This is a genomic window from Streptomyces sp. NPDC126510 (genome assembly GCF_040302345.1).
Classification (GTDB): domain Bacteria; phylum Actinomycetota; class Actinomycetes; order Streptomycetales; family Streptomycetaceae; genus Streptomyces.
The window spans coordinates 120,076-143,896 of record NZ_JBEORR010000010.1 but is presented as its reverse complement, the minus strand read 5'-3'; the positions used below and the strand labels follow the sequence as shown (position 1 = coordinate 143,896).

General features: G+C 70.5%; 17 protein-coding genes and 2 pseudogenes. 13 read left to right on the top strand and 6 right to left on the bottom strand.

Going from position 1 to position 23,821, the window contains the following annotated elements; translation table 11 throughout:
* Positions 1-24 precede the first annotated feature (24 nt).
* The gene (locus tag ABTX60_RS16410; RefSeq protein ID WP_352097860.1) at positions 25-633 is read right to left on the bottom strand and encodes an ATP-binding protein; all 609 of its coding nucleotides are present in this window, start codon (positions 631-633) and stop codon (positions 25-27) included.
* A 206-nt stretch (positions 634-839) separates the two neighbouring features.
* On the opposite strand from ABTX60_RS16410, the gene ABTX60_RS16405 reads away from it, so the two are divergent.
* On the top strand, positions 840-1,070 hold the full coding sequence (locus ABTX60_RS16405; RefSeq protein WP_053668903.1) for a DUF397 domain-containing protein: 231 nt from the start codon (positions 840-842) through the stop codon (positions 1,068-1,070).
* A gap of 151 nt (positions 1,071-1,221) precedes the next feature.
* Entirely contained in the window at positions 1,222-2,136 is a 915-nt protein-coding gene (locus ABTX60_RS16400) for a helix-turn-helix domain-containing protein (RefSeq protein ID WP_352097718.1), read from the top strand.
* Between the two features lie 50 nt (positions 2,137-2,186).
* On the opposite strand, the gene ABTX60_RS16395 is transcribed toward ABTX60_RS16400, so the two are convergent.
* A complete protein-coding gene (locus ABTX60_RS16395; protein WP_352097717.1) occupies positions 2,187-3,014 on the bottom strand; it encodes an SAM-dependent methyltransferase in 828 nt (275 codons plus the stop codon).
* 560 nt (positions 3,015-3,574) lie between these two features.
* On the opposite strand from ABTX60_RS16395, the pseudogene ABTX60_RS16390 reads away from it, so the two are divergent.
* A pseudogene (locus tag ABTX60_RS16390) lies at positions 3,575-4,147 on the top strand (molybdopterin oxidoreductase family protein); the annotation flags it as partial.
* Positions 4,144-4,633, top strand: a pseudogene (locus tag ABTX60_RS16385) (hypothetical protein). The pseudogenes ABTX60_RS16390 and ABTX60_RS16385, both read left to right, overlap by 4 nt.
* A 9-nt stretch (positions 4,634-4,642) precedes the next feature.
* Here ABTX60_RS16385 and ABTX60_RS16380 read toward each other — a convergent pair.
* Entirely contained in the window at positions 4,643-6,022 is a 1,380-nt protein-coding gene (locus ABTX60_RS16380; RefSeq protein WP_352097716.1) for a GH1 family beta-glucosidase, read from the bottom strand.
* Between the two features lie 137 nt (positions 6,023-6,159).
* Between ABTX60_RS16380 and ABTX60_RS16375 the strand changes: the two genes are divergently transcribed.
* From ABTX60_RS16375 to ABTX60_RS16365, 3 genes are all read left to right on the top strand, one after another.
* Complete coding sequence (locus tag ABTX60_RS16375; protein WP_352097715.1) at positions 6,160-7,836, top strand: tetratricopeptide repeat protein; 1,677 nt, start codon at positions 6,160-6,162, stop codon at positions 7,834-7,836.
* Between the two features lie 119 nt (positions 7,837-7,955).
* Positions 7,956-8,129 (top strand): CsbD family protein, encoded by a 174-nt coding sequence (locus ABTX60_RS16370; RefSeq protein ID WP_104782404.1) that lies wholly within the window; start codon positions 7,956-7,958, stop codon positions 8,127-8,129.
* 373 nt (positions 8,130-8,502) lie between these two features.
* Positions 8,503-11,685: a glycoside hydrolase gene (locus ABTX60_RS16365; RefSeq protein WP_352097714.1), complete on the top strand. Its 3,183-nt coding sequence runs from the start codon at positions 8,503-8,505 to the stop codon at positions 11,683-11,685.
* Between the two features lie 68 nt (positions 11,686-11,753).
* On the opposite strand, the gene ABTX60_RS16360 is transcribed toward ABTX60_RS16365, so the two are convergent.
* Positions 11,754-13,199: a glyceraldehyde-3-phosphate dehydrogenase gene (locus ABTX60_RS16360; protein WP_352097713.1), complete on the bottom strand. Its 1,446-nt coding sequence runs from the start codon at positions 13,197-13,199 to the stop codon at positions 11,754-11,756.
* 172 nt (positions 13,200-13,371) lie between these two features.
* On the opposite strand from ABTX60_RS16360, the gene ABTX60_RS16355 reads away from it, so the two are divergent.
* From ABTX60_RS16355 to ABTX60_RS16340, 4 genes are all read left to right on the top strand, one after another.
* A complete protein-coding gene (locus ABTX60_RS16355) occupies positions 13,372-14,244 on the top strand; it encodes a hypothetical protein (RefSeq protein ID WP_352097712.1) in 873 nt (290 codons plus the stop codon).
* 177 nt (positions 14,245-14,421) lie between these two features.
* Entirely contained in the window at positions 14,422-14,859 is a 438-nt protein-coding gene (locus ABTX60_RS16350; protein ID WP_352097711.1) for a Fur family transcriptional regulator, read from the top strand.
* A gap of 85 nt (positions 14,860-14,944) precedes the next feature.
* Complete coding sequence (katG, locus tag ABTX60_RS16345) at positions 14,945-17,170, top strand: catalase/peroxidase HPI (protein WP_352097710.1); 2,226 nt, start codon at positions 14,945-14,947, stop codon at positions 17,168-17,170.
* A gap of 165 nt (positions 17,171-17,335) precedes the next feature.
* Positions 17,336-18,121: a carbonic anhydrase gene (locus ABTX60_RS16340; RefSeq protein WP_352097709.1), complete on the top strand. Its 786-nt coding sequence runs from the start codon at positions 17,336-17,338 to the stop codon at positions 18,119-18,121.
* 50 nt (positions 18,122-18,171) lie between these two features.
* On the opposite strand, the gene ABTX60_RS16335 is transcribed toward ABTX60_RS16340, so the two are convergent.
* Entirely contained in the window at positions 18,172-19,557 is a 1,386-nt protein-coding gene (locus ABTX60_RS16335; protein ID WP_352097708.1) for a Tat pathway signal sequence domain protein, read from the bottom strand.
* Positions 19,558-19,673: 116 nt separating this feature from the next.
* The gene (locus tag ABTX60_RS16330; RefSeq protein ID WP_352097707.1) at positions 19,674-21,392 is read right to left on the bottom strand and encodes a VanW family protein; all 1,719 of its coding nucleotides are present in this window, start codon (positions 21,390-21,392) and stop codon (positions 19,674-19,676) included.
* A gap of 219 nt (positions 21,393-21,611) precedes the next feature.
* Here ABTX60_RS16330 and ABTX60_RS16325 point away from each other — a divergent pair, with 219 nt between their 5' ends.
* Positions 21,612-22,877: a glycosyltransferase family 4 protein gene (locus ABTX60_RS16325; RefSeq protein ID WP_352097706.1), complete on the top strand. Its 1,266-nt coding sequence runs from the start codon at positions 21,612-21,614 to the stop codon at positions 22,875-22,877.
* Positions 22,874-23,707, top strand: coding sequence for a transferase (locus tag ABTX60_RS16320; RefSeq protein WP_352097705.1), 834 nt, complete (start codon positions 22,874-22,876; stop codon positions 23,705-23,707). Before ABTX60_RS16325 ends, ABTX60_RS16320 begins: the two co-directional genes overlap by 4 nt.
* Positions 23,708-23,821: the final 114 nt, after the last annotated feature.

Here is a 23,821-nt window from a genome sequence, read left to right as displayed (position 1 = left end):
AGGGGCCTTTCCGCGGCAGTCGTGTCAGATGGGTGGACAGGGCGTGTCCGGCCGGGTCGACAACCGGGCCCATACCGTCTTGCCCGCCGGTGCACCGGGGGACCACCCCCATTCCTCGGACAGGGCGTCGACGATGCACAACCCCCGGCCGTGCTCCTCCAGGACGACGCCGGTCGGTGCGAACACGGGCGGGTGGTCGTCGAGGTCGGAGACGGTGACCAGCAGATGGCCGGGATCCAGGAGGAATCCGAGCCGGATCTCCGGCACACCGGGGGTCCTCGGCGCCGCGTGCGTCGCGGCGTTGGCGGCGAGCTCGGTGATGACGAGGGTCGCGTCGTCGCAGCGGTGGTCGAGTGACCAGCCGTGCAGGGTGTCGCGGGTGAAGGACCGGACTCGAGCGAACCCCTCCTGGCCGCACTCGACCCGCAGGGCGGCCGAGGCGGACAGGGCACCCGAGAACTGGGGCAGTGTCTTCGGCACCGAGGGCGGGATCCCGCACGGCATGACCGGGTGAGGGTCGGCCGACACGGTGTGACTCGCCCCGGGTGCGCCTGCGTGTGCCGCAGCCCCACTCGGCGGCCGGAGCACGTGCTGCGCAGGTGATGACACGGCATCTCCCCGATGCGACGTCAGGACGCGGCGCCCGCCCGGGGGTTGACGCCGCAGCTATTATCCACGCTGAAGGCGCTCGCGTGCAATTGCACGAGAAATTGCGTGAAAATCCAGCCGTCGTGGGTACCCCAAGCCAGGACGAGTGCGGTCGAAGGGACGCGGCCGCCTCGGAGGGACGGCCGGGCACGCCGTGCGCGGCGGGGAACGAGAACAGCAAGGAGACTGCGGTGCCACCAGTGCAGAACGGAGTGCAGGCAAGCTCGTTGGACGCCTGCTGGATCAAGAGCCGGCACAGCAACGCCGAGGGCAACTGCGTCGAAGTCGCCCCCCTCGTGGACGGCGGGATCGCGGTGCGCAACTCCCGTGACCCCGACGGCCCCGCCCTGGTCTACACGTCGGCGGAGGTGGCGGCCTTCCTGGCCGGCGCGAAGGACGGCGAGTTCGACCACCTGCTCTGAGGGGCGGTGTCGTCCCGCGTGCGGTGTCGCTCCCAGAGGGAGAAGCGGAGCCCAACTCCCCACTTCTACCGGGCCGCTTGGGGTGATGCGTGAAGACCTGGTGAAGTGCGATAGTGTAAGTCGCCCTTGTGCCGGTCTGCTGGGAGTCAGGATGTCCGCCGCGTCGCATCGCATCTCCCGTCTGGAACCCTACCTGGACAGGCCCGAGCCGGCGCCGACTCTGCTGAAGATGCTGGTCGGTGTACAGCTCGCCGGATTCCGCGAGGACGCCGGGCTCGCCCAGGACCAGGCGGCGCGCGCTGCCGGGTTCAGTGCCGCGAAGTTGTCCCGCATCGAGTCGGGCAAGGGCCGCCGCCCGCCGACGGAGAGCGACGTCCGCACGCTGCTCGAGCTGTACGGCACCGACGACTACGAGGTCTCGGTGCTGCTCAAACTGCTGCAGCGGGCCGGTGAGCCGGGCTGGTGGCAGCGGTACGACAAGCGGCTGATGCCCGAGTGGTTCGACCGGTTGGTCGGATTGCAGGAGGCCGCCGCCACCATCCGTACGTTCGAGATCCAGTATGTGCCCGGTCTGTTGCAGACTCCCGCCTACACCAGGGCCGTGGTGGAGCGCGGGCTGCCGAACGCGCCGGCCGGTGAGGTGGAGCGACGCGTCGAACTGCGCAGGCACCGCGCCCGGTTGGTTTCGCGTGCGGACGCCCCGCAGTTGTGGGCGATCATCGACGAGTCCGTGCTGCTGCGCGTCCTGGGCAGCGCCGAGGTGATGCGGGAGCAGCTCGCGCACCTCGTGGAGATGGCCGAACGCCCCAACGTGACGCTTCAGATCGTGCCGCTGAGCGTCACCAACGCCTCGGCGCCGGCCATTCCGATCACGTATCTGCGCTTCGGCGGCCTCGATCTGCCCGACGTGGTCTACCTGGAGCACATCAAGAGCGCGAACTTCCTCGAGGACCGTGACGAGACCGAGGAGTACCGGATCGCGCTGGACCGGCTCGCGGACGAGGCACTCAAGCCTCGTGACTCGCTGGAGCTGCTGCGGCAGACGATGGAGCAGCGCTACCCCTGACGCGAGATGCCCGGATCGGGACGGTGACCGTCCCGATCCGGGCATCATGGTCACCTCTCCAGGGGGATCCGCCCGACTCCGCCGAACTCGATCCACTCGTGCGTGAGCTGACGAGGCGCCACCTCGGTGTCCGGGCGCCAGGTCGACACCTCCACGAGTCCGGGCTGGAGGATCTCCAGGCCCTCGAAGTACGTCTCCACGTCCTTCGGTTCCCGCACGCGGCCCCAGTGGCCCTGGGTCGCCTTGTCCATGAAGTCCGTGACGAAGGCGCGGACCTCGGGGTCCTCGCTGACCAGCTGGCACATCACCATGAAGCTGCCGGGCGCGAGCCGCTCCCGTACGCGGCGGGCCACCGCGAGCGGTCCGTCGGTGTCGCTGTCCGGGATGCAGTGGAACACGGAGTTGAAGAGCACGCACACCGGCTCGTCGAAATCGATGAGCCGCTTGGTGTCCGCGTGGCCGAAGATCAGGTCGGTCTCGCGCATGTCCGCGTGGATCACGGTCGTGCGCTCGTCCTGCTCCAGCAGCGCACGTCCGTGGACCAGCACCATCGGGTCGTTGTCGACGTAGACCACATGGGTCGTGGGGTCGATGCGCTGGGCGACCTGATGCACGTTGTCCTGCGTCGGCAGGCCTGACCCGTGGTCCAGGTACTGCCGGATGCCGTACTCCTCGGAGAGGGTCTTCACGACCCGCTGGAGGAAGCGCCGGTTGTTCAGGGCCAGGCGGCGCGTGCTCGGTACGACCTTGTCGAGTTCCTCGCACGCCGCGCGGTCGGCCGCGTAGTTGTCCTTGCCGCCCAGGTAGTGGTCGTACATGCGCGCTGCCGTCGGCACGTTCGCGTCGATCTCGGTGGACAGCTGCTTCTCGGAGTGCATCGTTCCCCCTGCAAGGTGCCGCGCCAACGGACTGGCTGGACAGGAAGTACATCCTAGGGAGCGGGAGTTGGGCGGGCCAGCCCACTGGCCGAGGTGCCCCCCGATCGAACGACAAGATGATGGACGCCCGCTCTGCCGAGCGGGCCCTATGTGGTGATTCATGTACTTTGTGTCACGCCTGCTCGCTCGGGTACTCGCGGACCACAGGGTCGTCAGCCGTGGGAGGTGGGACCGTGGACCGCTCGGCCGACCGGATCACCGACGTCTGGGGCGCGCACGCCGTACGCGCCCGGCGCCCCCTGGCCGTCCCGGACCGACACACATCTCGCGGCGGGGCTCGGCGAGCACGACGTGGAGCGCTGGGTGCAGGCCGCCTCGCTGCTGCACTCCAACGGCGACGCGATGGACATCGCGGTGCGTGAGGGCCGCATCGTGGGCGTACGCGGCCGGGCCGCGGACCGGGTGAACCGCGGGCGCCTCGGGCCCAAGGACCTCTACGGCTGGCAGGCCAACGCCTCCCCGGACCGGCTCACCAGGCCCCGCGTCCGCGAGGACGGCCGAGCTACGGCAGGGACATGGTCACCGGAGCGAGCGTGGAACCCGTCGAGTACCGGTCCCTCAACCCGGACGGCAAGGCGATCATCAAGGCCGCCGAGTATCTGCCGCCCCACGAGGACACCTCCGCGGACTACCCTCTCCAGCTGATCACCGGGCGCACGGTGTACCACTTCCACACCCGCAAGAAGACCGCCCGCGCCCCCGAGCTGAACGCGGCGGCGCCGGACGTCTGGGCGGAGATCTCGCCCGCCGAGGCCTCGGCCCAGGGGCTCGCCGACGGCGACCTCGTTCAGGTCACCACTGCGCGCGGGGCGGTCCGGGCCCGGCTGCGCACCACCGCGATCCGTGACGGCATGGTGTTCCTGCCCTTCCACTACGGCTACTGGGACACCCCGGCGGGCCACCGGCCACCCGACGACGGCCAGGGCCGTGCAGCCAACGAGACGACCGTCACCGACTGGGACCCGGTCTCCAAGCAGCCCCTGTTCAAGGCCGGCGCGGCCCGCGTCACCCTTGTGACCCGCCGCGCGAACGACACCGGAGCACGGACCGAGACGTCGGGGAGCGGCTCATGACCGGCATCGGCATCACCCTGCGACTCCTCCACGACGGCGAACGTGACCTGGAGCAGGACCTGTTGGCCGCCGCCGCACGGCACCGCACCGACCACGAGTTCCACCATGTCGCCCTGGACGTCGCCCGCTGGTCCCGCGAGCACGCCGCCCGGCTCGCCGATGCCGGCCGTGACCACGGCCTCGACCTGTCCGGCCCGCGGCAACCCGTCGCCCGGGGCACTGGCCGCGCTGCGGGAGAAAGCCTCCGAAGCCCTCGGCCGGCGCCCCGAGACCGGACTGCTCCTGCTGAACGACCTGCGGGACCTGCACCTGGCCGCCGCGCGCAACTCGCTCCACTGGGAGATGCTCGCCCAGGTGGCACAGGCCACCCGGGACGAGCCGCTCCTGACACTGGTCGCCGACTGTCACCCGCAGACGCTCCGGCAGCTGCGCTGGACCAACACCATGGTCAAGATCCTGGCACCGCAGCTCCTGGCCGGCGCCTGACCGGGCTCGTCACCGCCGCTGCGCGGCGATCATGGACCGGTACCAGTGATAGCTGTCCTTTGGCGTCCGCCGCTGTGTGGCGTAGTCGACGCGGACGATCCCGAAGCGCTTGTCGTAACCGAAGCCCCATTCGAAGTTGTCGAGGAGCGACCACACGTAGTAGCCGCGCACCTCCACCCCGGTGTCCATCGCTGCCCGCAGCGCGGTGAGGTGGTCGCGCAGGTAGGCGACCCGGTCCCGGTCGTGGACGGCCCCGTCCGGGCCCACCTCGTCGTCCTCCGCGGAGCCGTTCTCGGTGATGAGGAGGGGCGGCAGGGCCTGGCCGTACCGCTCCCCGAGCCCCACGAGCAGGTCGGTGAACGTGTGGGGCGCGACGGCCCAGCCCATGGCGGTGCGCCGTACGCCGGGCATGGGCACCTCCGCGTACCGGTTGTCGGTCGCGACGCGTAGCGACGGGTCGCTCTCACGGTAGGGGGCGTCGGCCACGACGATCGGCCGGTAGTAGTTGATGCCGAGGAAGTCCAGGGACTGGGACACCAGTTCGAGGTCGCCGTCCCGCCGGACGTCCTGACCGCCGATCAGCTCGGCCCACGTCTCCTCCTCGCTCGCCGGGTAGCGGCCCGCGAGAAGCGGCTCGGTCCACACCAGGTTGTGCAGGGTGTCCGCACGGGTGACGGCGGCCCGGTCGGCGGGCGATCCGGTCGCGGGCAGATGGTGGTCGAGGTTGAGGGTGATGCCCACCTCGCGCACTCCGGCCGCCCGGAGCGCCTGCACGGCCAGGCCGTGCCCGACCAGCAGGTGGTGGGCCGCGGCCAGCGCGCCACGGCCCTCGCGGGCGCCCGGGGCGTGCCGGCCGACGGAATACCCGAGGAAGGCACTGCACCACGGCTCGTTGAGGGTGATCCAGCGCGGCACGCGGTCGCCCAGGTGCTCGGCGACTATGGCCGCGTACTCACCGAACCGCTCGGCGGTCCCCCGCACCCGCCAGCCGCCGCTGTCCTCGAGGGCCTGCGGAAGATCCCAGTGGTACAGGGTGGCGGCGGGCTCGATCCCCGCGTCCAGGAGCTCGTCGACCAGCCGCGAGTAGAAGTCCAGCCCCTTGGCGTTCACCGGACCGGACCCGTCCGGCACGATCCGCGGCCAGGCGATCGAGAAGCGGTACGAGCCCACGCCCAGCTCGCGCAGCAGCGCCACATCCTCCGGGTACCGGTGGTAGTGATCACAGGCGACATCACCGGTGTCCCCGTTCGCCACCCGCCCCGGGGTGTGGCTGTAGGTGTCCCAGATGGACGGCCCGCGTCCGTCCTCCTGCACCGCTCCCTCGATCTGGTACGAGGCGGTCGCGGCTCCGAACACGAAGCCGGGCGGAAAACTCGGAAAGTCAGTCATGCCTTCCACCATGCCCGGGGCCGCGGGCAGTCGTGCGGAGAACCGCTAATCTGGACATACGAGAATTTATCGAAAGTCTGAGGGCGTGTCCGCAACCGCTATTCTCACGGCCCCGGCCGCTTTCCCAGGAGAAGCTCATGGGCGACTATTACGATCTCGGCACGCACCGCCGTCCCGTCACCACGTCCTCTCCCGATGCCCAACTCTGGTTCGACCGCGGCCTGATGTGGACGTACGCGTTCCACCACGAGGAAGCCGTCGCCTGTTTCGAAAAGGCGGCCGAGGCCGACCCGGACTGCGCCATGGCCTATTGGGGTATCGCCTACGCGCTCGGCCCGAACTACAACAAGCCCTGGGAATTCTTCGACGGCGAAGAACTGGCGCGAACCGTCGAGCGCACACACACCGCCGTGGAAAGGGCCCATGAGAAGGCCGCCCGCGCCACCCCGGTCGAGCAGGCCCTCATCGGCGCACTGCGGGCCCGCTATCCGCAGTCGCAGGCCGTCGAGGACTGCTCGGTGTGGAACGAGCCCTACGCGGACGCCATGCGCGTCGTCTACGCACTGGCGCCCGGCGACCCGGACATCGCCACCCTGCACGCCGACGCCGCGATGAACCTCACGCCGTGGCAGCTGTGGGACCTCGCGACGGGCCGGCCGGCCGAAGGCGCCCGGACCACCGAGGCCAGGGCCGTGCTGGAAGGCGCGCTCGCCACCGAGGCCGGCTACCGGCATCCCGGCATCCTGCACCTGTACATCCACCTGATGGAGATGTCCCCGACTCCCGAGCAGGCCCTCACCGTCGCCGACCGCCTGCGCGGACTCGTGCCCGACGCCGGGCACCTGCTCCACATGCCCTCACACCTGGACGTCCTGTGCGGCGACTACCGCCAGGTCGTCTCGGCCAACAGCGACGCGATCGCCGCCGACCACCGGCAGGCCGGGGCCATGAACTTCTACACCCTCTACCGGGCGCACAACCACCACTTCAAGATCTACGGCGCGATGTTCCTCGGCCAGGCGCAGGTCGCCCTCGACACCGCCGCCCAGCTGGAAGCCGCCATCCCCGAAGACCTGCTCCGCGTCCAGAGCCCCCCGATGGCCGACTGGCTTGAGGCGTTCCTGGCCATGCGCGTCCACGTGCTGATCCGCTTCGGCCGCTGGACCGAGATCCTCGAACTGCCCGCCCCCGCCGACCCGGAGCTCTACGCGACGACCGTCGCCATGCGGCACTACGCCCGGGGCGTCGCCCTCTCCGCCACCGGCGAGGTCGACCGGGCGGAGACCGAACGCGAACTCTTCCGCGAGGCGGTGAGCCGGGTGCCCGAAACCCGGATGCTGTTCAACAACACCTGCCACGACATCCTCGCCATCGCCTCCGCCATGCTGGACGGCGAACTCGCCTACCGCAAGGGCGAATACGACCTCGCCTTCGCAGCCCTGGAGCGCTCCATCCAGCTGGACGACAACCTGCCCTACGACGAGCCCTGGGGCTGGATGCAGCCCACCCGTCACGCCTACGGCGCGCTGCTGCTGGAGCAGGGCCGCGTGGCGGAGGCGGAGGCCGTCTACCGTGCCGACCTCGGCCTCGACGACACCCTGCCCCGCCCTCTCCAGCACCCGAACAACGTGTGGGCCCTGCACGGCTTCCACGAGTGCCTGCTGCGCAGTGGCAAGACCGGCGAGGCGGCCCTCGTGGCCCACCAGCTCAAGCTCGCGACCGCGCTGGCGGACGTTCCCGTCCAGGCGTCCTGCTTCTGCCGCCTCGACACCGCCCCCGGTCCCCGGGAGGCCGACGGGTGCTGCCATTTTTGATCATGATCACGGCAAGGTTCTCACGGGTCCGACGACCGCGTGCCACGTTTGAGCTGCCGCTTTCCGGGTCACTCGGTGCGGTGACCCCGTAGTCGGACACGACATGGAGTGAACGAACCGTGGCTGGAGAGCAGAAGGGCAAGGCCAAGGCCGAGCAGGCCAAGGGCAAGGCCAAGGAGACGATCGGCCGTGCGGTGGGCAACGAGCGGCTGACGGCCGAGGGCAAGGCGGAGCAGTCGAAGGGTGACGCCCGGCAGGCCAAGGAGAAGACCAAGGACGTCTTCAAGCACTGAGGTCACATCGTGTGCCGCGTCCCCGTGGCGGGGACGCGGCACACGAGCATGCCGGTACGCCCCGTCCTGATCGACGGACCGCACGCTCACACCTTCGCTCCTCTCGTTGGTCCCAGCCGCACGCACCCTGCGCAGCGGCACACCCCGCCCGCTCCTCGTCCCCGGGCACGGTCACCGGCGCGGACGGCTCGGCAGCGGCACGATTCCCAGCTTTTCCGCACCGATGCCACGGGCGGCGTTTCTTGTCGCGCGCGGGCACGGCAGCATGACGGCTCCCAACTCGCCCCGCCTCTTGACGTGTTGATTGCCGTCCTAAAACATTCGGGAAGCTCGATCGACTCTGTGCGGTTCTGTTTGCTCCCGAAGGGAATCCATGTCCAGCAGACATCGCCTCGCCCGGACGGCACTGGCGATCACCGTCCCCTTAGCCCTCGGCGCGAGCCTCGTCGCCGTGCCTCCTGCCACCGCTGCTGCCGCGGATCCGCCGGCGAGCGCGGTCACGGTACGGATCGACCCGTCCTACCGGCAGCAGGAGTTCGAAGGGTGGGGGACGAGCCTCGTCTGGTTCGCCAACATCACCGGCCGCTACCCGGAACCCATCCGGCAGAAGCTCGCCGACATGCTGTTCGGCGAGGACGGACTCCGCCTCAACATCGCGCGTTACAACATCGGCGGCGGCAACGCCCCCGACGTCCGCAAGGACTACATGAAGACCGGCGCGACGATGGACGGCTTCTGGAAGGCTCCCGAGGGCACTACCAGGGAGGACACCGACTGGTGGAACCCGGACGACCCCGGGCACTGGGACTGGTCCGCCGACGCGGGCCAGCGCTGGTGGGTGGACCGGGTCAAGAACAAGGTGACCCGCTGGGAGGCGTTCAGCAACTCGCCGCCCTGGTTCCAGACCGTGAGCGGCTACGTATCGGGTGGCTTCGACGCGGGCACCGACCAGATACGGGCGGACCGCGTCGACGACTTCGCCACCTACCTGGTCAAGGTGACCGACCGGCTGGAGAAGAAGCACCGCATCGCGTTCGATACCATCGCCCCGCTCAACGAGCCCAACACCACCTACTGGGGCACCCAGATCGGCGCCGACGGACAGCCCACCGGCGGACGCCAGGAAGGCGCGCATGCCGGTCCGGAACTCCAGCAGAAGGTTGTCCTGGCCGTGCAACGCGCCCTGGACAAGGCGAGAACCCGCGCCACGATCTCCGCGATGGACGAGACCAACCCCAGCACCTTCGTCCGCAACTGGAACGCCTACGACAGCTCCGCCCGGGCCGCCGTAGACCAGCTCAACGTGCACACCTACGGCACCGGCATGCGCACCAGCGCCCGCGACAGCGCCAAGGCCGCCGGCAAGCCGTTCTGGATGAGCGAGGTCGAGGGCACCTGGGGGACCGGCACCGACTTCACCGGCATGGAACCCGGTCTCGGCATCGCCACCCGGGTCGTCGAGGACATCCGTGAACTGGAGCCGTCCGCCTGGGTGTTGTGGCAGCCGGTCGAGGACTCCATCCCCCAGGCGCAGGCCGGCAAGAACTGGGGCAGCATCCACATACCGTTCAACTGCACCTCCGAGGACACCTTGGAGACCTGCCCGATCAAGGCCAACACGAAGTTCCACACACTGCGCAACTTCACCCATCACATCCGCCCCGGCGACCACTTCGTCAAGGTGGACGACCCCTCCAGCGTCGCCGCCGTACGCAAGTCCGGCCGCGGAGCGACGGTGGTGCACGTCAACAACGGCACGACCCCGCGTGCGGTGACCCTCGATCTGACGAAGTTCCGGGGGGTCGCCCGCGGTGCCACCGTGACGCCCGTGGTGACCAGCGACGACGGCGCCCTCGTCCGCGGGACACCCGTGAAGGTCGAGGACGACTCCGCCACCGTCACGGTCCCCGCCAAGTCGGTGACCACCCTCCTGGTCGACGGCGTGTCCGGCACCGCGAAGGACGCCGCGCTGATCCAGCCCGGTCACGTCTACCGCCTCCAGGGCACCCAGAGCGGCAAGTCCCTGGCACCGTCCGCCGAGGGCGACGGCGTCGTGGTGCGCACGGCCGACCCGGCCGCCAGGTCCCAACTCTGGTCCGTCGAGCGGCTGACGCGCGGCAACGGCAACCGGGACCGCTACGCCCTCGTCAACGCCGCGGACGGCAGGCACCTCGCCGTGCGCGACGACGAGGCCGTACTCGAAGACGGGGACACACCGGCCGCACGCTGGATCATGTCGACCACCGGAGACGGCAGCTGGACCTTCGTGAACGCCGCGACGGGCCGACTTCTCGATGTCGTCGGCCAGTCGACGGCCGACGGCGCCCGGGTCTCGGCCCACCTCCCGACCTCCAACACCAACCAGCGCTGGGGCGTGACCGACGAGACGGTGCTCCGCACGGAGCCGGCCAAGGCCTTCACCGTCCCCGGGCGCACCCCCGAACTGCCCGGGACCGTGACACCCGTGTTCCGCGACGGCGCCCGCGGCACGCTCCCCGTCGAGTGGACGCCGCCCTCCGATTCGCGCTGGCGCGAACCCGGGACGGTACGCGTGAAGGGCCGGGCCACCGATGCCCTCGGACGGACCGTCCGCGCCGAGGCGGTCGTCACCGTGGACACCGTCGCCACCACCCAGCCGGCGCGCGCCAAGACGTACACCGGCGGACGGCCCGACCTGCCCGCCACGGTCATCGCCGTGGGACGGCACGGCGGAACCGCCGACCTTCCGGTCACGTGGGACCCCGTGCCCGAGGGCGCGTTCGACGAGACCGGGGTGGTGAGCCTGCGCGGCACCGCCCGGATCCCCGGCGGGGACACGGCAGCGGCGACCGTACGCGTCCAGGTCAGCGCGCCCGAGGAGACCAACGCAGCGCGCGACGAAGGCGTGACGGTCGCCGCGACCTACACCGAGAGCGGCTACTCCGCCGAGGGCCTGCGCAACGGCACCACGTCCGAGAAGGCCTGGTCGAACTGGAGGTCCGGCACGAAGAACCCATCCGACACGATCACCTTCACCCTGCCTGAGGCACACGATCTGACCCGGGTCGTGACCCACTTCCACCGAGACGGCGGCACCGGCGCCGGCTTCGCGGAGTCCCTCAAGGTGCAGGTGCGAGGTTCCGACGGCACCTGGTCCGACGCGAGCGACCAGGTCGCCGTCGGCGCCGAGGGAACGGCCGTGGCCGAGGTTCCGGTGCGGGCGACCGGCCCGGCGAAGGGGGTGCGGGTCGTGATGACGGCCCGGCCGGGCGGCTACATCACCCTCGGCGAGATCGAGGTCTTTGCCAAGGCGCCGGGCGCTTCCGCGGACGCGGCCGCCGCGTCGGTCGAGGTGAACGGTGCGCCCCTGGCCGGCTTCGACCCGGACCGGACGAGCTACCGGGTGGCCGTCGACCGCCCGGACCGGGCCCGGATCACCGCCACACCGCGTGACCCCTATGCGAAGGTGACGGTGCGGACGGACGCCGCCGGGGGCAGGAAGGCCCACATCGTCTCCGTGACCAGCGAGGACGGCACACGATCGCGGGAGTACACGATCGAGCTGACCCGCCGCTGACAGATGAAGGACACACGAAAGCGCGGGGCCCGCACGCCCCGCGCTTTCGTCTTCCGGGATCAGACGGATCAGACCGCCGGAGCCGGGTACGTCGGGTACTCCACGCCTGACACGTGCTGCACGACACGGATGACCTGGCACGAGTAGCCGAACTCGTTGTCGTACCACAGGTAGAGGATCGCGTTGTCGCCGTCCACCTTGGTGGCACCGGCGTCGACGATCGAGGCGTGGCGCGAGCCGATGAAGTCGCTGGAGACCGCGTCGGGAGCCGTGGTGAAGTCGATCTGGCGCTTGAGCGGCGAGGTCAGGGAGACGTCGCGGAGGTGGTCGAGGACCTCCTCGCGGGTGGTCTCACGCCCGAGCCGCAGGCTGAGGATCGCGATCGAGACGTCCGGGACCGGGACACGGATCGAGCTGCCGGTGATCGGCGCCTTGAGGTCGGGGAGCGCCTTGGCGACCGCGGAGGCGGCACCGGTCTCGGTGATGACCATGTTCAGCGGCGCGGACCGGCCCCGGCGGTCGGCCTTGTGGTAGTTGTCCAGCAGGTTCTGGTCGTTGGTGAACGAGTGAACCGTCTCGACGTGGCCGCGCAGGACCCCGAACTCGTCGTCCATCGCCTTCAGCGGCGGCACGATCGCGTTCGTGGTGCAGGACGCGCAGGACAGGATCTGCTCGTCCGGCTTGATCGTGTCGTGGTTGACGCCGTGCACGATGTTGGGGACGTCGCCCTTGCCGGGCGCGGTCAGCACGACCTTGTCGATACCGGGGCGCAGGTGCTCCGACAGGCCCTTGCGGTCACGCCACTTGCCGGTGTTGTCGATGAGGATGGCGTCCTTGATGCCGTACGCCGTGTAGTCGACCTCGGACGGGTCGTTCGCGTAGATCACCTTGATCGCGTTGCCGTTGGCGACGATCGTGCTGTTCGCCTCGTCGACGGTGATCGTGCCCTGGAACTGGCCGTGGATCGAGTCGCGGCGCAGCAGCGAGGCGCGCTTGACGATGTCCTGCTCGCCGCCCCCGCGCACCACGATGGCCCGCAGCCGCAGACCGTTGCCCGAGCCGGACTTCTCGATGAGCAGCCGGGCCACGAGCCGGCCGATACGGCCGAAGCCGTACAGGACGACGTCCCGGCCCTCGCGGCGCTCGATCTTGTGGGCACCCGTGGCACCTGCGACGGCCTCGGCGGTGAACTCCGCGATCGACAGGCCCCGGTCGTCGGCCTGGTAGGCCTCGGCGAGCAGGCCGATGTCGATCTGGGAGGGACCGAGGTCGAGCGTGGTGAGGGTCTGCAGGAACGGCAGGGTGTCGGTGACCGACAGCTCCACGCCGGCGATCTGCCGGGCGAAACGGTGAGTCTTGAGGATGCTCACCACCGACTTGTTCACCAGGGAGCGGCTGTGCAGCAGGACGGTCACGTCCCGCTCGCGGTGCAGCTTCCCGATGATCGGGATCATCGACTCCGCGATCTCCTCGCGGATCTTCCAGTTGGTGAACGAGTCGTCGTTGACAGTCACAAGTCCATCTTTCGAGCTAGGCGGCGCTCATATGTTAAACCGTCGGCTTTCCGGGGCGTGAACGGGGTGCCTCCGATGGCGTTCGGCCGTAGCTCCGCGCGCCTCGCGGGGCCGCTCCTGAGACGATCGAAAACGGATCATCAGCGGGCTTACTGTGCGAAAAGGGGTGCCCATGGACTACGACTCGGTGGCCGACGAGCTGTACGCCCTGCGCCCGGAGGAGTTCACCGCGGCCCGCTCCTCCGCCATGGCCGCCGCCCGCACCGCGGGCGACCGGGAACTCGCCGAGCGGATCCGCGGCTTGCGCAAGCCCAGCCTCGCCGCCTGGGTCAGCAATCTCCTGGTCCGCAGCAGCCCCGAAGAGGTGGAACCCCTGCTGCGCCTGGGAGAAGGGCTGCGGCAGGCACATCAGGACCTGGACGGCGCACAACTGCGCGAGCTGAGCCGCAGGCAGCACGCGCTCATCCGGGCCCTGTCCGTGCAGGCGCGGCAGCTCGCGAAGAAGGCCGGGCATCCGATCGGCGAGAGCGTGCAACGTGAGGTCGAGAACACCCTGCACGCCGTGCTGGCCGACGCCGAGGCCGCCCGGGCCTGGGCCGGCGGCCGCCTGGCCAAGCCGCTGAGCGCGGCGGTCGGCTTCCCGGCCGTCGCAGAGGGCGCCGGGCCGCAGCGCCCCGCTCCCGCATCCGGGCCCGAGCCCTCCCGCCCGAGCGGAAGGGCGAGCGAGCAGCAACGGCGCCGACTGGAGCGGGCCCGCAAGGACGCCGAAGCCGCCGAACGCGCGCTGCGGGAGCTGCAGGACGAGGCGGAGGCGGCGAGCCGGACGGCGGCGGAGGCGAAAGAGCGGGTCGACGGCTTGCAACGACGCGTTGAGGAACTCACCGGGGAACTGGAACGCGCCAGGAACGAGCACCAGCAGGCCCGCTTCGCCGAACGGGCCGCCCGGGACGAGGCGCGCACCGCCGACCGCCGGGCCCGCGAGGCCGGCCGCAAGGCCGCGACGGCCGCCGCCCAGCTCGAACGCCTGACCTCGCCGGACGCATGACCCGCACACCGGCACGGCGGTGCGCGGCACCTGACGCTCGGCAGAGCGTCATCATGTGGCTGTGACTGAGCTCACACACCTCAAGTAAGCCGTCCCACAAAGGCTCACACTCCCGACACCAAAATTGAACCGTTCGTTTTCTTGAATCAATCGTGTTTGTGTGGCTAGGTTGATCCCATGACCGCAACCGGGAACCCGACCACCGCCGAGGAGCTGCGAGGTGTCGGCCTGAGGGTGACGGCCGCCCGTGTCGCGCTGCTCGAGGCCGTGCGGGACGGTGACCACCTCGGCGCCGAGGCGATCGCCTCCGAGGTGCGCGGCCGCGTGGGCCACATCTCCGTCCAAGCCGTCTACGAGGGGCTGCACGCCCTCACCGCGGCAGGGCTCATACGCCGCCTCGACCCACCCGGCAGCCCCGCGCTCTACGAGGGGCGGGTCGGTGACAACCACCACCACCTCGTGTGCCGCTCGTGCGGAGCCGTCGCCGACGTCGACTGCGCGGTCGGCCACGCCCCCTGCCTGACCGCGTCCGACGACCGGGGCTTCGCCGTCGACGAGGCCGAGGTCATCTACTGGGGCCTGTGCCCCGCCTGCTCCACCGCCCGCAGTTCCTGAGCACGTGATCCACCCGAGCACCGTGATCCACCGAGCACCGCGCTCCACCCGAGCACTGTGATCCACCCCGTCCGGAAGGATTTCCATGACTGAGAACCACGACGCGATCGTCACCGACTCGAAGTCGGAGGAGACGGGAGGCGGCTGCCCCGTGGCGCACGGCCGCGCCCTGCACCCGACCCAGGGCGGTGGCAACCGCCAGTGGTGGCCCGAGCGGCTCAACCTGAAGATCCTCGCCAAGAACCCCGAGGTCGCCAACCCCCTCGGCGGGGACTTCGACTACGCCGAGGCCTTCAGGAACCTCGACCTCGACGCCGTCAAGCAGGACATCGCCGAGGTCCTGACCACCTCGCAGGACTGGTGGCCCGCCGACTTCGGCAACTACGGCCCGCTGATGGTCCGTATGGCCTGGCACAGCGCCGGTACGTACCGCATCAGCGACGGCCGCGGCGGCGCCGGCGCCGGCCAGCAGCGCTTCGCCCCGCTCAACAGCTGGCCGGACAACGGCAACCTCGACAAGGCCCGCCGTCTGCTGTGGCCGGTCAAGAAGAAGTACGGCCAGTCCATCTCCTGGGCCGACCTCCTGATCCTCACCGGCAACGTGGCCCTGGAGCAGATGGGCTTCGAGACCTTCGGCTTCGCCGGTGGCCGCGCCGACGTCTGGGAGGCCGAGGAGGACGTCTACTGGGGTCCCGAGACCACCTGGCTCGACGACAAGCGCTACACCGGCGACCGCGAGCTGGAGAACCCGCTCGGCGCCGTCCAGATGGGCCTCATCTACGTCAACCCCGAGGGCCCCAACGGCAACCCGGACCCGATCGCCGCGGCCCGCGACATCCGCGAGACGTTCCGCCGCATGGCGATGAACGACGAGGAGACCGTCGCCCTGATCGCCGGCGGCCACACCTTCGGCAAGACCCACGGCGCCGGCCCGGCCGACAACGTCGGCGCCGACCCCGAGGCCGCCTCCATGGAGGAGCAGGGTCTGGGCTGGCGCAGCACCTACGGCACGGGCAAGGGCGGCGACACCATCACCTCCGGCCTGGAGGTCACCTGGACCACCACGCCGACCCAGTGGAGCAACGGCTTCTTCAAGAACCTCTTCGAGTTCGAGTACGAGCTCGAGCAGAGCCCCGCCGGCGCCAACCAGTGGGTGGCCAAGGACGCCCCGGAGATCGTCCCGGACGCGCACGACTCCTCGAAGAAGCACCGTCCGAAGATGCTCACCACGGACCTGTCGCTGCGCTTCGACCCGATCTACGAGCCCATCTCCCGCCGGTTCTACGAGAACCCGCAGGAGTTCGCGGACGCCTTCGCCCGCGCCTGGTTCAAGCTGACCCACCGTGACATGGGCCCGAAGTCGCTGTACCTCGGCCCCGAGGTCCCGGCGGAGACCCTGCTGTGGCAGGACCCGCTGCCGGAGGCCGAGGGCGAGACCATCGACGACGGTGACGTCGCCACCCTCAAGACCAAGCTCCTCGAGTCGGGCCTGTCCGTCTCGCAGCTGGTCTCCACCGCCTGGGCCTCGGCCTCCACCTTCCGCGGCAGCGACAAGCGCGGCGGCGCCAACGGCGGCCGCATCCGCCTGGAGCCGCAGCGCGGCTGGGAGGTCAACGAGCCCGACGAGCTGGCGCAGGTCCTGCGGGTCCTCGAGGGCGTCCAGCAGGAGTTCAACTCCGGCGCCGGCGCCAAGAAGGTCTCCCTGGCCGACCTGATCGTCCTCGGCGGCACCGCCGCGGTCGAGAAGGCCGCCAAGGAAGCCGGCTACCAGGTGGAGGTTCCCTTCGCCGCGGGCCGTGTGGACGCGACGGAGGAGCACACCGACGCCGAGTCGTTCGAGGCGCTCGAGCCGACCGCCGACGGGTTCCGCAACTACCACGGCAAGGGCAACCGCCTGCCGGCCGAGTTCCTGCTGCTCGACCGCGCCAACCTGCTCACCCTGAGCGCCCCCGAGATGACCGTCCTGGTCGGAGGTCTGCGGGTGCTGGGCGCCAACTACCAGCAGTCCCAGCTCGGCGCCCTCACCAAGACGCCCGGCTCGCTGACCAACGACTTCTTCGTCAACCTGCTCGACCTGGGCATCGAGTGGAAGTCGACGACCGAGGACCAGACCACGTTCGAGGGCCGCGACGCCGCCACGGGCGAGGTCAAGTGGGCCGGCTCCCGCGCCGACCTGGTCTTCGGCTCGAACTCCGAGCTGCGCGCGCTGGCCGAGGTCTACGCGAGCGACGACGCGAAGGAGAAGTTCGTCAACGACTTCGTCGCGGCCTGGGTCAAGGTCATGAACCTGGACCGGTTCGACCTGGTCTGATCACCCCCGCATGACAGGACGCCCGGGCCGGCAGGCCCGGGCGTCCTGCCGGTTGCCTGAGGGACCGTCAAAAACTCTTCAAGGTAAGAACATCACTTACCCAACTCTCACCATGAAACGGCAAGGACGGCGGCCGGCCGGGCATTCGGGCATACGTTCTGGCCCGTGAACTCACATGCCACCTCCCACAGAGGCGCCGGCCCTGAACCGCACCCCTTCGCCGGTTCACGGCCCTCCACCGGCGGAACCGTCCGCCGGACCCTGCTGCGCACCGCGCTGACCGGGGCCGCGGCCCTGGGCGCGGGTCTCGGTGCCGCGCGCCCGGCCACCGCCGCGCCCGCCGGCTCCGGCCCCGCGGAGCCCCGACCCGGCACCCCGGACGAGGCCCTGCGGGAACTGGCCGCGGGCAACCGCCGCTGGCGGGCCTTCCGGGAACGCCACCCGCACGAGAACCCGGCCATCCGGCGGACGTTGGCCACCGCCCAGCACCCCTTCGCGGTCGTGCTCGGCTGCATCGACTCGCGAGTGCCCCCGGAACTGGTCTTCGACCAGGGTCTGGGCGACCTGATGACCGTGCGCACCGCCGGCGAGGTTCTCGACGAGGCCGTGCTCGGCAGCGTTGCCTACGGCGTCCTGGAACTCGGCATACCGCTGGTCGTCGTCCTCGGCCACCAGTCGTGCGGCGCGGTACGTGCCGCCGTGTCGGCGGAGCAGTCGGGAGAGCGACTGCCCGCCCACATGCAGTACCTCGTCGACCAGATAAGCCCCGCCATAGACCACGGCCAGGAAGGGGACGCCCGGATCGACGTGACCGTGAGCGCCAACGTCCGGCTCGTGCGCTCCCGGCTGGCCGCGGAACCCGAACTCGCCGCCAGGATCGGCACCGGCGAGCTGGCGATCGTCGGCGCCCGCTACGAGCTCACGACCCAGGCGGTCCACCGCCTCGCCTGAGGGACAGCCGGCCCGGTCCGCCGCACACGAGAGCGGACCGGGCCGTTCCGTCACACCTGGAGCGGATTGAACCGGGCCGCGGCCATCAGGTACCAGGCCGTCGCCCCGGTGTGCCGGTACGGGTAGTAACCGAAGCCGAAGCCCGTGTCCAGCGGACTGCTGGCGGACACGACTCCACTGCGCTCGGGCAGGGCCTTGCCCCCGATGGTCTGGCCGTCGCCGAGGAGATCCTGCGCCCGCTCGATCGAGGCGAGCAGACGCCGGGCACCTGCCTCGTCACCACGGGCCCCGCGATCGCGCAGGGCGAGCGCGAGATGCGCCGTCCCCTCGAACCACACGCCGTTGCGGTCGGGCCTCGGCTGGCCGTCGGCGATCGGGGCGTCCTCGTTCGCGAGGAGACTCGCCGAACTGAAGGTGACCCCCTCGTACGACTGCCCCGCGGGCACCGTGCTGTTCGGGCGCCCGGAGTGGTCCAGGACGGCCAGCTCGGCCGCGGCCCAGTCCAGGGAACGGGAGTAGCGTCGGGAGCCCAGCGCGAGGTGCGTCCAGGTCTGCGTGTCCTCCGGGACCGGGGACTTGTTGACCGTCACACCGTCGTTCGTGCCGGTGTAGAAGAAACCCCCGGACGGCTCCCACATCCGGCGCACGAACGCCTCGGCCCGCCCGCGCCGCTCCAGCCACACCCGGTCGCCGGTCAGCCGGGCGAGGCGGCCGAAGAGGCAGACCAGGTCGGTGTTGTGCTCGGTCGAGGTGAACGGCAGCTTCTGATTCGCCCCGTCCACCCCGAACTTGTAGCCGCCGAGGGGCTCGTCGGTGCGGCCGGTCCGTTCGATCCACTCGCCGATCCGCACGGCACCCTCGAGGAAGCGGCGCGCCCCGGTGCGGCGGGCCAGGGCGCCGAGCGCGATGCCCGCCCAGGCCATGTCGCCCACGGCCGTCCCGGTGAAACCGAACTGCGTCCCGACATTGGCGGTGCCGTCGGCCCGTACGAAGCCGTCGGGCTGGAGCGAGCCGTCGTAGAAGGTGTACGGCCCGACGTTGTAGGCCTGCCGGAGCCTGCCGTCGTCGTACGCCGGGTCGTGAGTCTGGGCGTGGAGCAGGGCGTCGCCCAGCGCCTCGGCCCTGGTCAGTCCGGCCGGGGTCCGGGCCGCGAGGTGGGCCAGGAGCGCGAGGGCGTTGTCGTAGGTGAACGCGGTGCTGAACAGTCCGGCCTGGTCGGTGTAGCTCTGCGTCAGTCGGAGGTCGCCGTGGTCGGGGTAGGCGTCCATGGCGGCGGCGAGAAAGGCGTGCCCCCGGACCGTTGCCGGGCGGGACCTGGTGGAGCCGGCCGCGAAGGCCTGCCCCGGGGCGGCGGCGGTGAGCCCTGCGGCACTGATGCCGAGTCCGGCACCGATGAGCGAACGCCGGCTGAGCGCCGGGCCTTGTCTGCCAGTCATGGATCTCCCTTGAGAGCGCTCTCAACCAGTGGGCGCTTATTGTGCTGGCCCGCCTGGGCCGGGTCAACGCCTGGTTCGGGAGGGAGAGTTGTGGAGCCGGAAGACCGGGGAGTGGATCACTCGCAGACGATCTCGTCACGCGGCGTGTAGTGCGTGCGGTACGGCTCCCGCTTCACTTCCCGGCCGTCGTCGTAGAAGACCCGCTCCACGGTGACGTCGAACCCTTCGAGGGGTGTCTGCGGCACGCACTCCTTGTCGTCGCTCACCTTCTTCTCCGGCTGCGTCACGTTGGTGCGCGGGCCCGTGACGGACTTGATCTCGTCGTACTTGCGGGTGCCGAGGAAGGAGACGGTGACAGAGGTGTCGGTGGACTCGGCCTGGATGTAGACGGCCTTGCCGGAGTCGTTGGTGAACCGCAGGTCCAGGCTCCCCCAGGCGACCGTCGCCTCGCGGCCCTCCGGGTAGCGCTCGATGTAGAACGAGTGCGCGCCGTGCTCCACGGGCTTGACCCCGGCGAAGAACAGCGCGTTGTACACGGTCGTCGCCACGGAGGAGACCCCGCCGCCGGACGCCTTGGTGAACTTGTCGTCGAGGATGATGATGCCGTCCATGAAGCCGTTGGCCTTGGTGCGCTCACCGACGGTCCGGTTGAAGCTCCAGGTCTCGTCCGGCTCGACGACGGAGCCGTTGATGAGCTCCACGGCCCGGCCTATGTTCTTCGTGCGGTACTCGGCCCGCTCGAAGTGGACGGTGAAGGAGGACATCCTCTCCGTCAGTCCCAGTCGCGCGGCGTTCTCGCGGGTCACCTCCGGCTGGGTTCGGTGTACCTCCACCTCGCCCCTGCGGTCGGCGCCCGATCGGGTGAGCAGGGGGAGTACGGCCTTCCCCAGCGCCTTGTCGCCGACCGACCGGCCCACCGTGGCGTCCCGGACCACCACGGCCTTGTCGCCCTCGGGCCGCAGCTTGGCGTTCTCGGCGGTGGTGGTGATGGCGTCCAGCGGTCCGGCCACGGCGGGCTCGGCGCGCAGGCCCTTCGCGTCGAGTTCCGGTACGAGTCTGCCGCTGCCGTCCGGGCGCATGGTCAGGTGCGCGCCCAGCGCGTCCTGCCCGACGGTGAACCGCTTGCCGGCCGCGGTGAGCGTGACCGGACCCGACATGGCCGGTGACGCGAAGGTGTCCACCGCCCGCCGCACCTCGTCGGCGGTGACCTTCGGCCGGTTCTCACGGGTGGGCAGGGGAGTGGCCGTGCCGGTGTCGCCACGCAGGAAGGAGTCGCGCAGGGGCCCGACGGCGGCGTTCACGTCCAGGGTGTACCCCGTCCGCGGCGCGACGGTCTTCACGCGCCCGTCGTCGAAGGTCACGGCACCGTCCCTGACCTTCTGGTCGAGTGCTTTCGCCAGTTGCCCGAGGGCCGTGCGGGCCTTGCCCTCGTCGAGGTGCACGACCGGTTCGATGTCCCCGCCCGAGCGGAAGAACCCGCCGAACACGCTGAACGGATCGGCGCCGGTGCGCGCCGCCCGGTCGACGGTCTCCCGGACGTCGTAGGAGAGGCCCGCATCCTCCGGATCGAGGCTGCCGGTGCGGTCGCCGACCTTCACGAACAGCTCCCGGGCGCCTGCCGGACCCAGCTCACGTTCCAGCTTCGCCACCGCCTCCGAGCGGCTCAGCCCCCCGATGTCCACTCCGCGCACGGTCGTGCCGGAGTCGATCTGGCCGCCCGTGAGGAGCAGCCCGGCGATGTACAGACCGCCGACCCCCATGGCCAGCGCGCCGCCGGCCAGGGCGACGGGCGGGAGGGAGGTGATGCGCGGGACGAAGGCTGTGCGGGGGCGCATGGGTCTCCTGAAGATCGATACGAGGGTGCACCCGAGGACGCGACGATGCGCGGGCAAAAACACATCAAGCTATCCACACATCGGGGGCGAAACGGTATGGCCCAGACCACTTATGTCCGAGATCATTCCGGAATCGGCTCATCCGGTCCGTCGGCCGGGCACGGCCACAGAGTGGTAACGACGAACAACGAACGGGGCGTTGACACGGTCTAGGCCACCATGAAGATCTCTTTCCTGATCCACAACGCCTACGGAATAGGAGGCACGATCACCACCACGTTCAATCTGGCCGGGGCCCTGGCCGAGCGGCACGACGTGGAGATCGTCTCCGCCTTACGGCACAGGGAACGCCCCAACCTCGTCCTGGACCCACGGGTGCGGCTGCGGGCGCTGGTGGACCTGCGGAAGGAGGCGGACGACCCGCTGCACCGGAGACCGGCGAAGGTGTTCCCGCCCGCCGAGTACCGTCACCACCAGTACAGCGAGCTGACCGACCGGCGCATCGGCGAGTGTCTGGAAGGGCTCGACGCCGACGTCGTCATCGGCACCCGCCCGGGCCTCAACGTGCACATCGCCCGCCAGGCCCCGCAGCACGTCCTGCGTGTCGGCCAGGAGCACCTCACGCTCGACAACCACTCGCCGCGGCTGCGTACCGCCCTGCGCCGCGCCTACCGCCGCCTCGACGTGATCACCACCGTCACGGAAGCGGACGCCGCCGCCTACCGGCGCAAGATGTGGCTGCCCGGCGTCCATGTCGAGGCCCTCCCCAACAGCGTCCCCGACCCCGGCCTGCCTCCCGCGGACAGCACCGCCAAGGTGGTGATCGCCGCGGGTCGCCTGGTGCCGGTCAAGCGCTACGACCTCCTCATCGAGGCGTTCGCCCGGGTCGCCGCGGCGTACCCGGACTGGCAGCTGCGCATCTACGGCAAGGGCGAGGAGCAGGCCAACCTGCGCCGGCTCATCGAGCGGCTCGGCTTGTGGAACAACGTGTTCCTGATGGGGGCCGCCACCCCCATGGAGGCCGAGTGGGCCAAGGGGTCGATCGGCGCGGCCGCGTCCAACTTCGAGCCGTTCGGCATGACCATCGTCGAGGCGATGCGCTGCGGGCTGCCCGTCGTCAGCACCGACTGCCCCTACGGCCCCGGCGAGATCATCGAGGACGGCACCGACGGCCGGCTCGTACCGGTCGGGGACCGTGACGCGCTCGCCTCGGCCCTGCTGGAACTCGTCGGTGACGACGAGCGGCGTCGCCGCATGAGCCGAGCCGCCCTGGACAACGCGCGCCGCTTCGCCCCCTGCCCCGTCGTCGCCCAGGCCGAACGCCTCCTGGAGAGGGCCGCCGCGGCCAGGAGCACCGGCCGCGCGGCCACCCTGCCGGGCCACCGCACCCACAGCCCGCTGGCCGGCCGGGGCCACGCGGCCCGCGACGCCGCCCACGCCGCAGCCACCGGCGTGCTGCGCTCGATACGGAAGGGACGCCGATGAGCACCCCGGAAGACCAGCAGACGAGCCCGCAGCTCGACACCGCCCCGCGGGCGGACTGCACGATCGACACCGACGGCCGGATCACCTTCCGGCTCCCGCCGATCCCCGCTGCACATCCCCGGCTGCTCCTGCGGCTGCGGCCCAAGAAGGGCCTGCCCGAGACGACCGTCCACCTCCTCGACCTGGAGACCGACGGGGCCGACGGCCACCGGCACGCCGAACTGGAACCGCGCCCGGTCCTCGACGAGGGCCGCTGGGACGTGTACCTGCTGCCGGAGCCGGATGCCGAGCGCCGACGGCTGCGCCCCGGTCTGCGGGACCTGCGCACCCTCGTCGACGGCCACCTGCGCGACCGCCCCTCGCCGGTCGCGGTCCGGATCCCGTACGCCACGAAGGACGGCTTCCTCGCCCTCCGGGCATGGCGGCGCACCGCCCACGCGGAGGCCCGCGGCATCGACCTCTCGGACCGGGCCATGACGGTCACGGCCCGCCTGCACGGTGCCGAGCTCCACGAGGACGCCAGCGTGCGTCTGCGCCTGCGTGGCACGGACACCGTGCGCACCCTCGCCCCCCGGATCGACGACGACGGCAGGGGCTTCTCCTTCACCACCGGTCCCGGGGACCTGACAGGCGACGGCGGGGGAGCGGCCCGGATCTGGGACGTCTTCGTCCGTCCCGGCGCCGAGGCACGGCCCGTCAGGATCGGCCGGCTGCTCGACGACGTGGCGGACCGCAAGCACGTGTACGTCTACCCGTCGATCGAGGCGGACGGCTCCACTCTTCGCCCTTACTACACCGTCGACAACGACCTGGCGATAGAGGCGACGTAAGACCGATTCGCCGAAATGCCCGAAATGAAAATTCCTGGAGTTTCGGATGGTCGTTTCGGTGATACCCCGCGACAGCCGTGTGTGGATTTTGTGCAAAGCGGCGGCAAAAGGGGG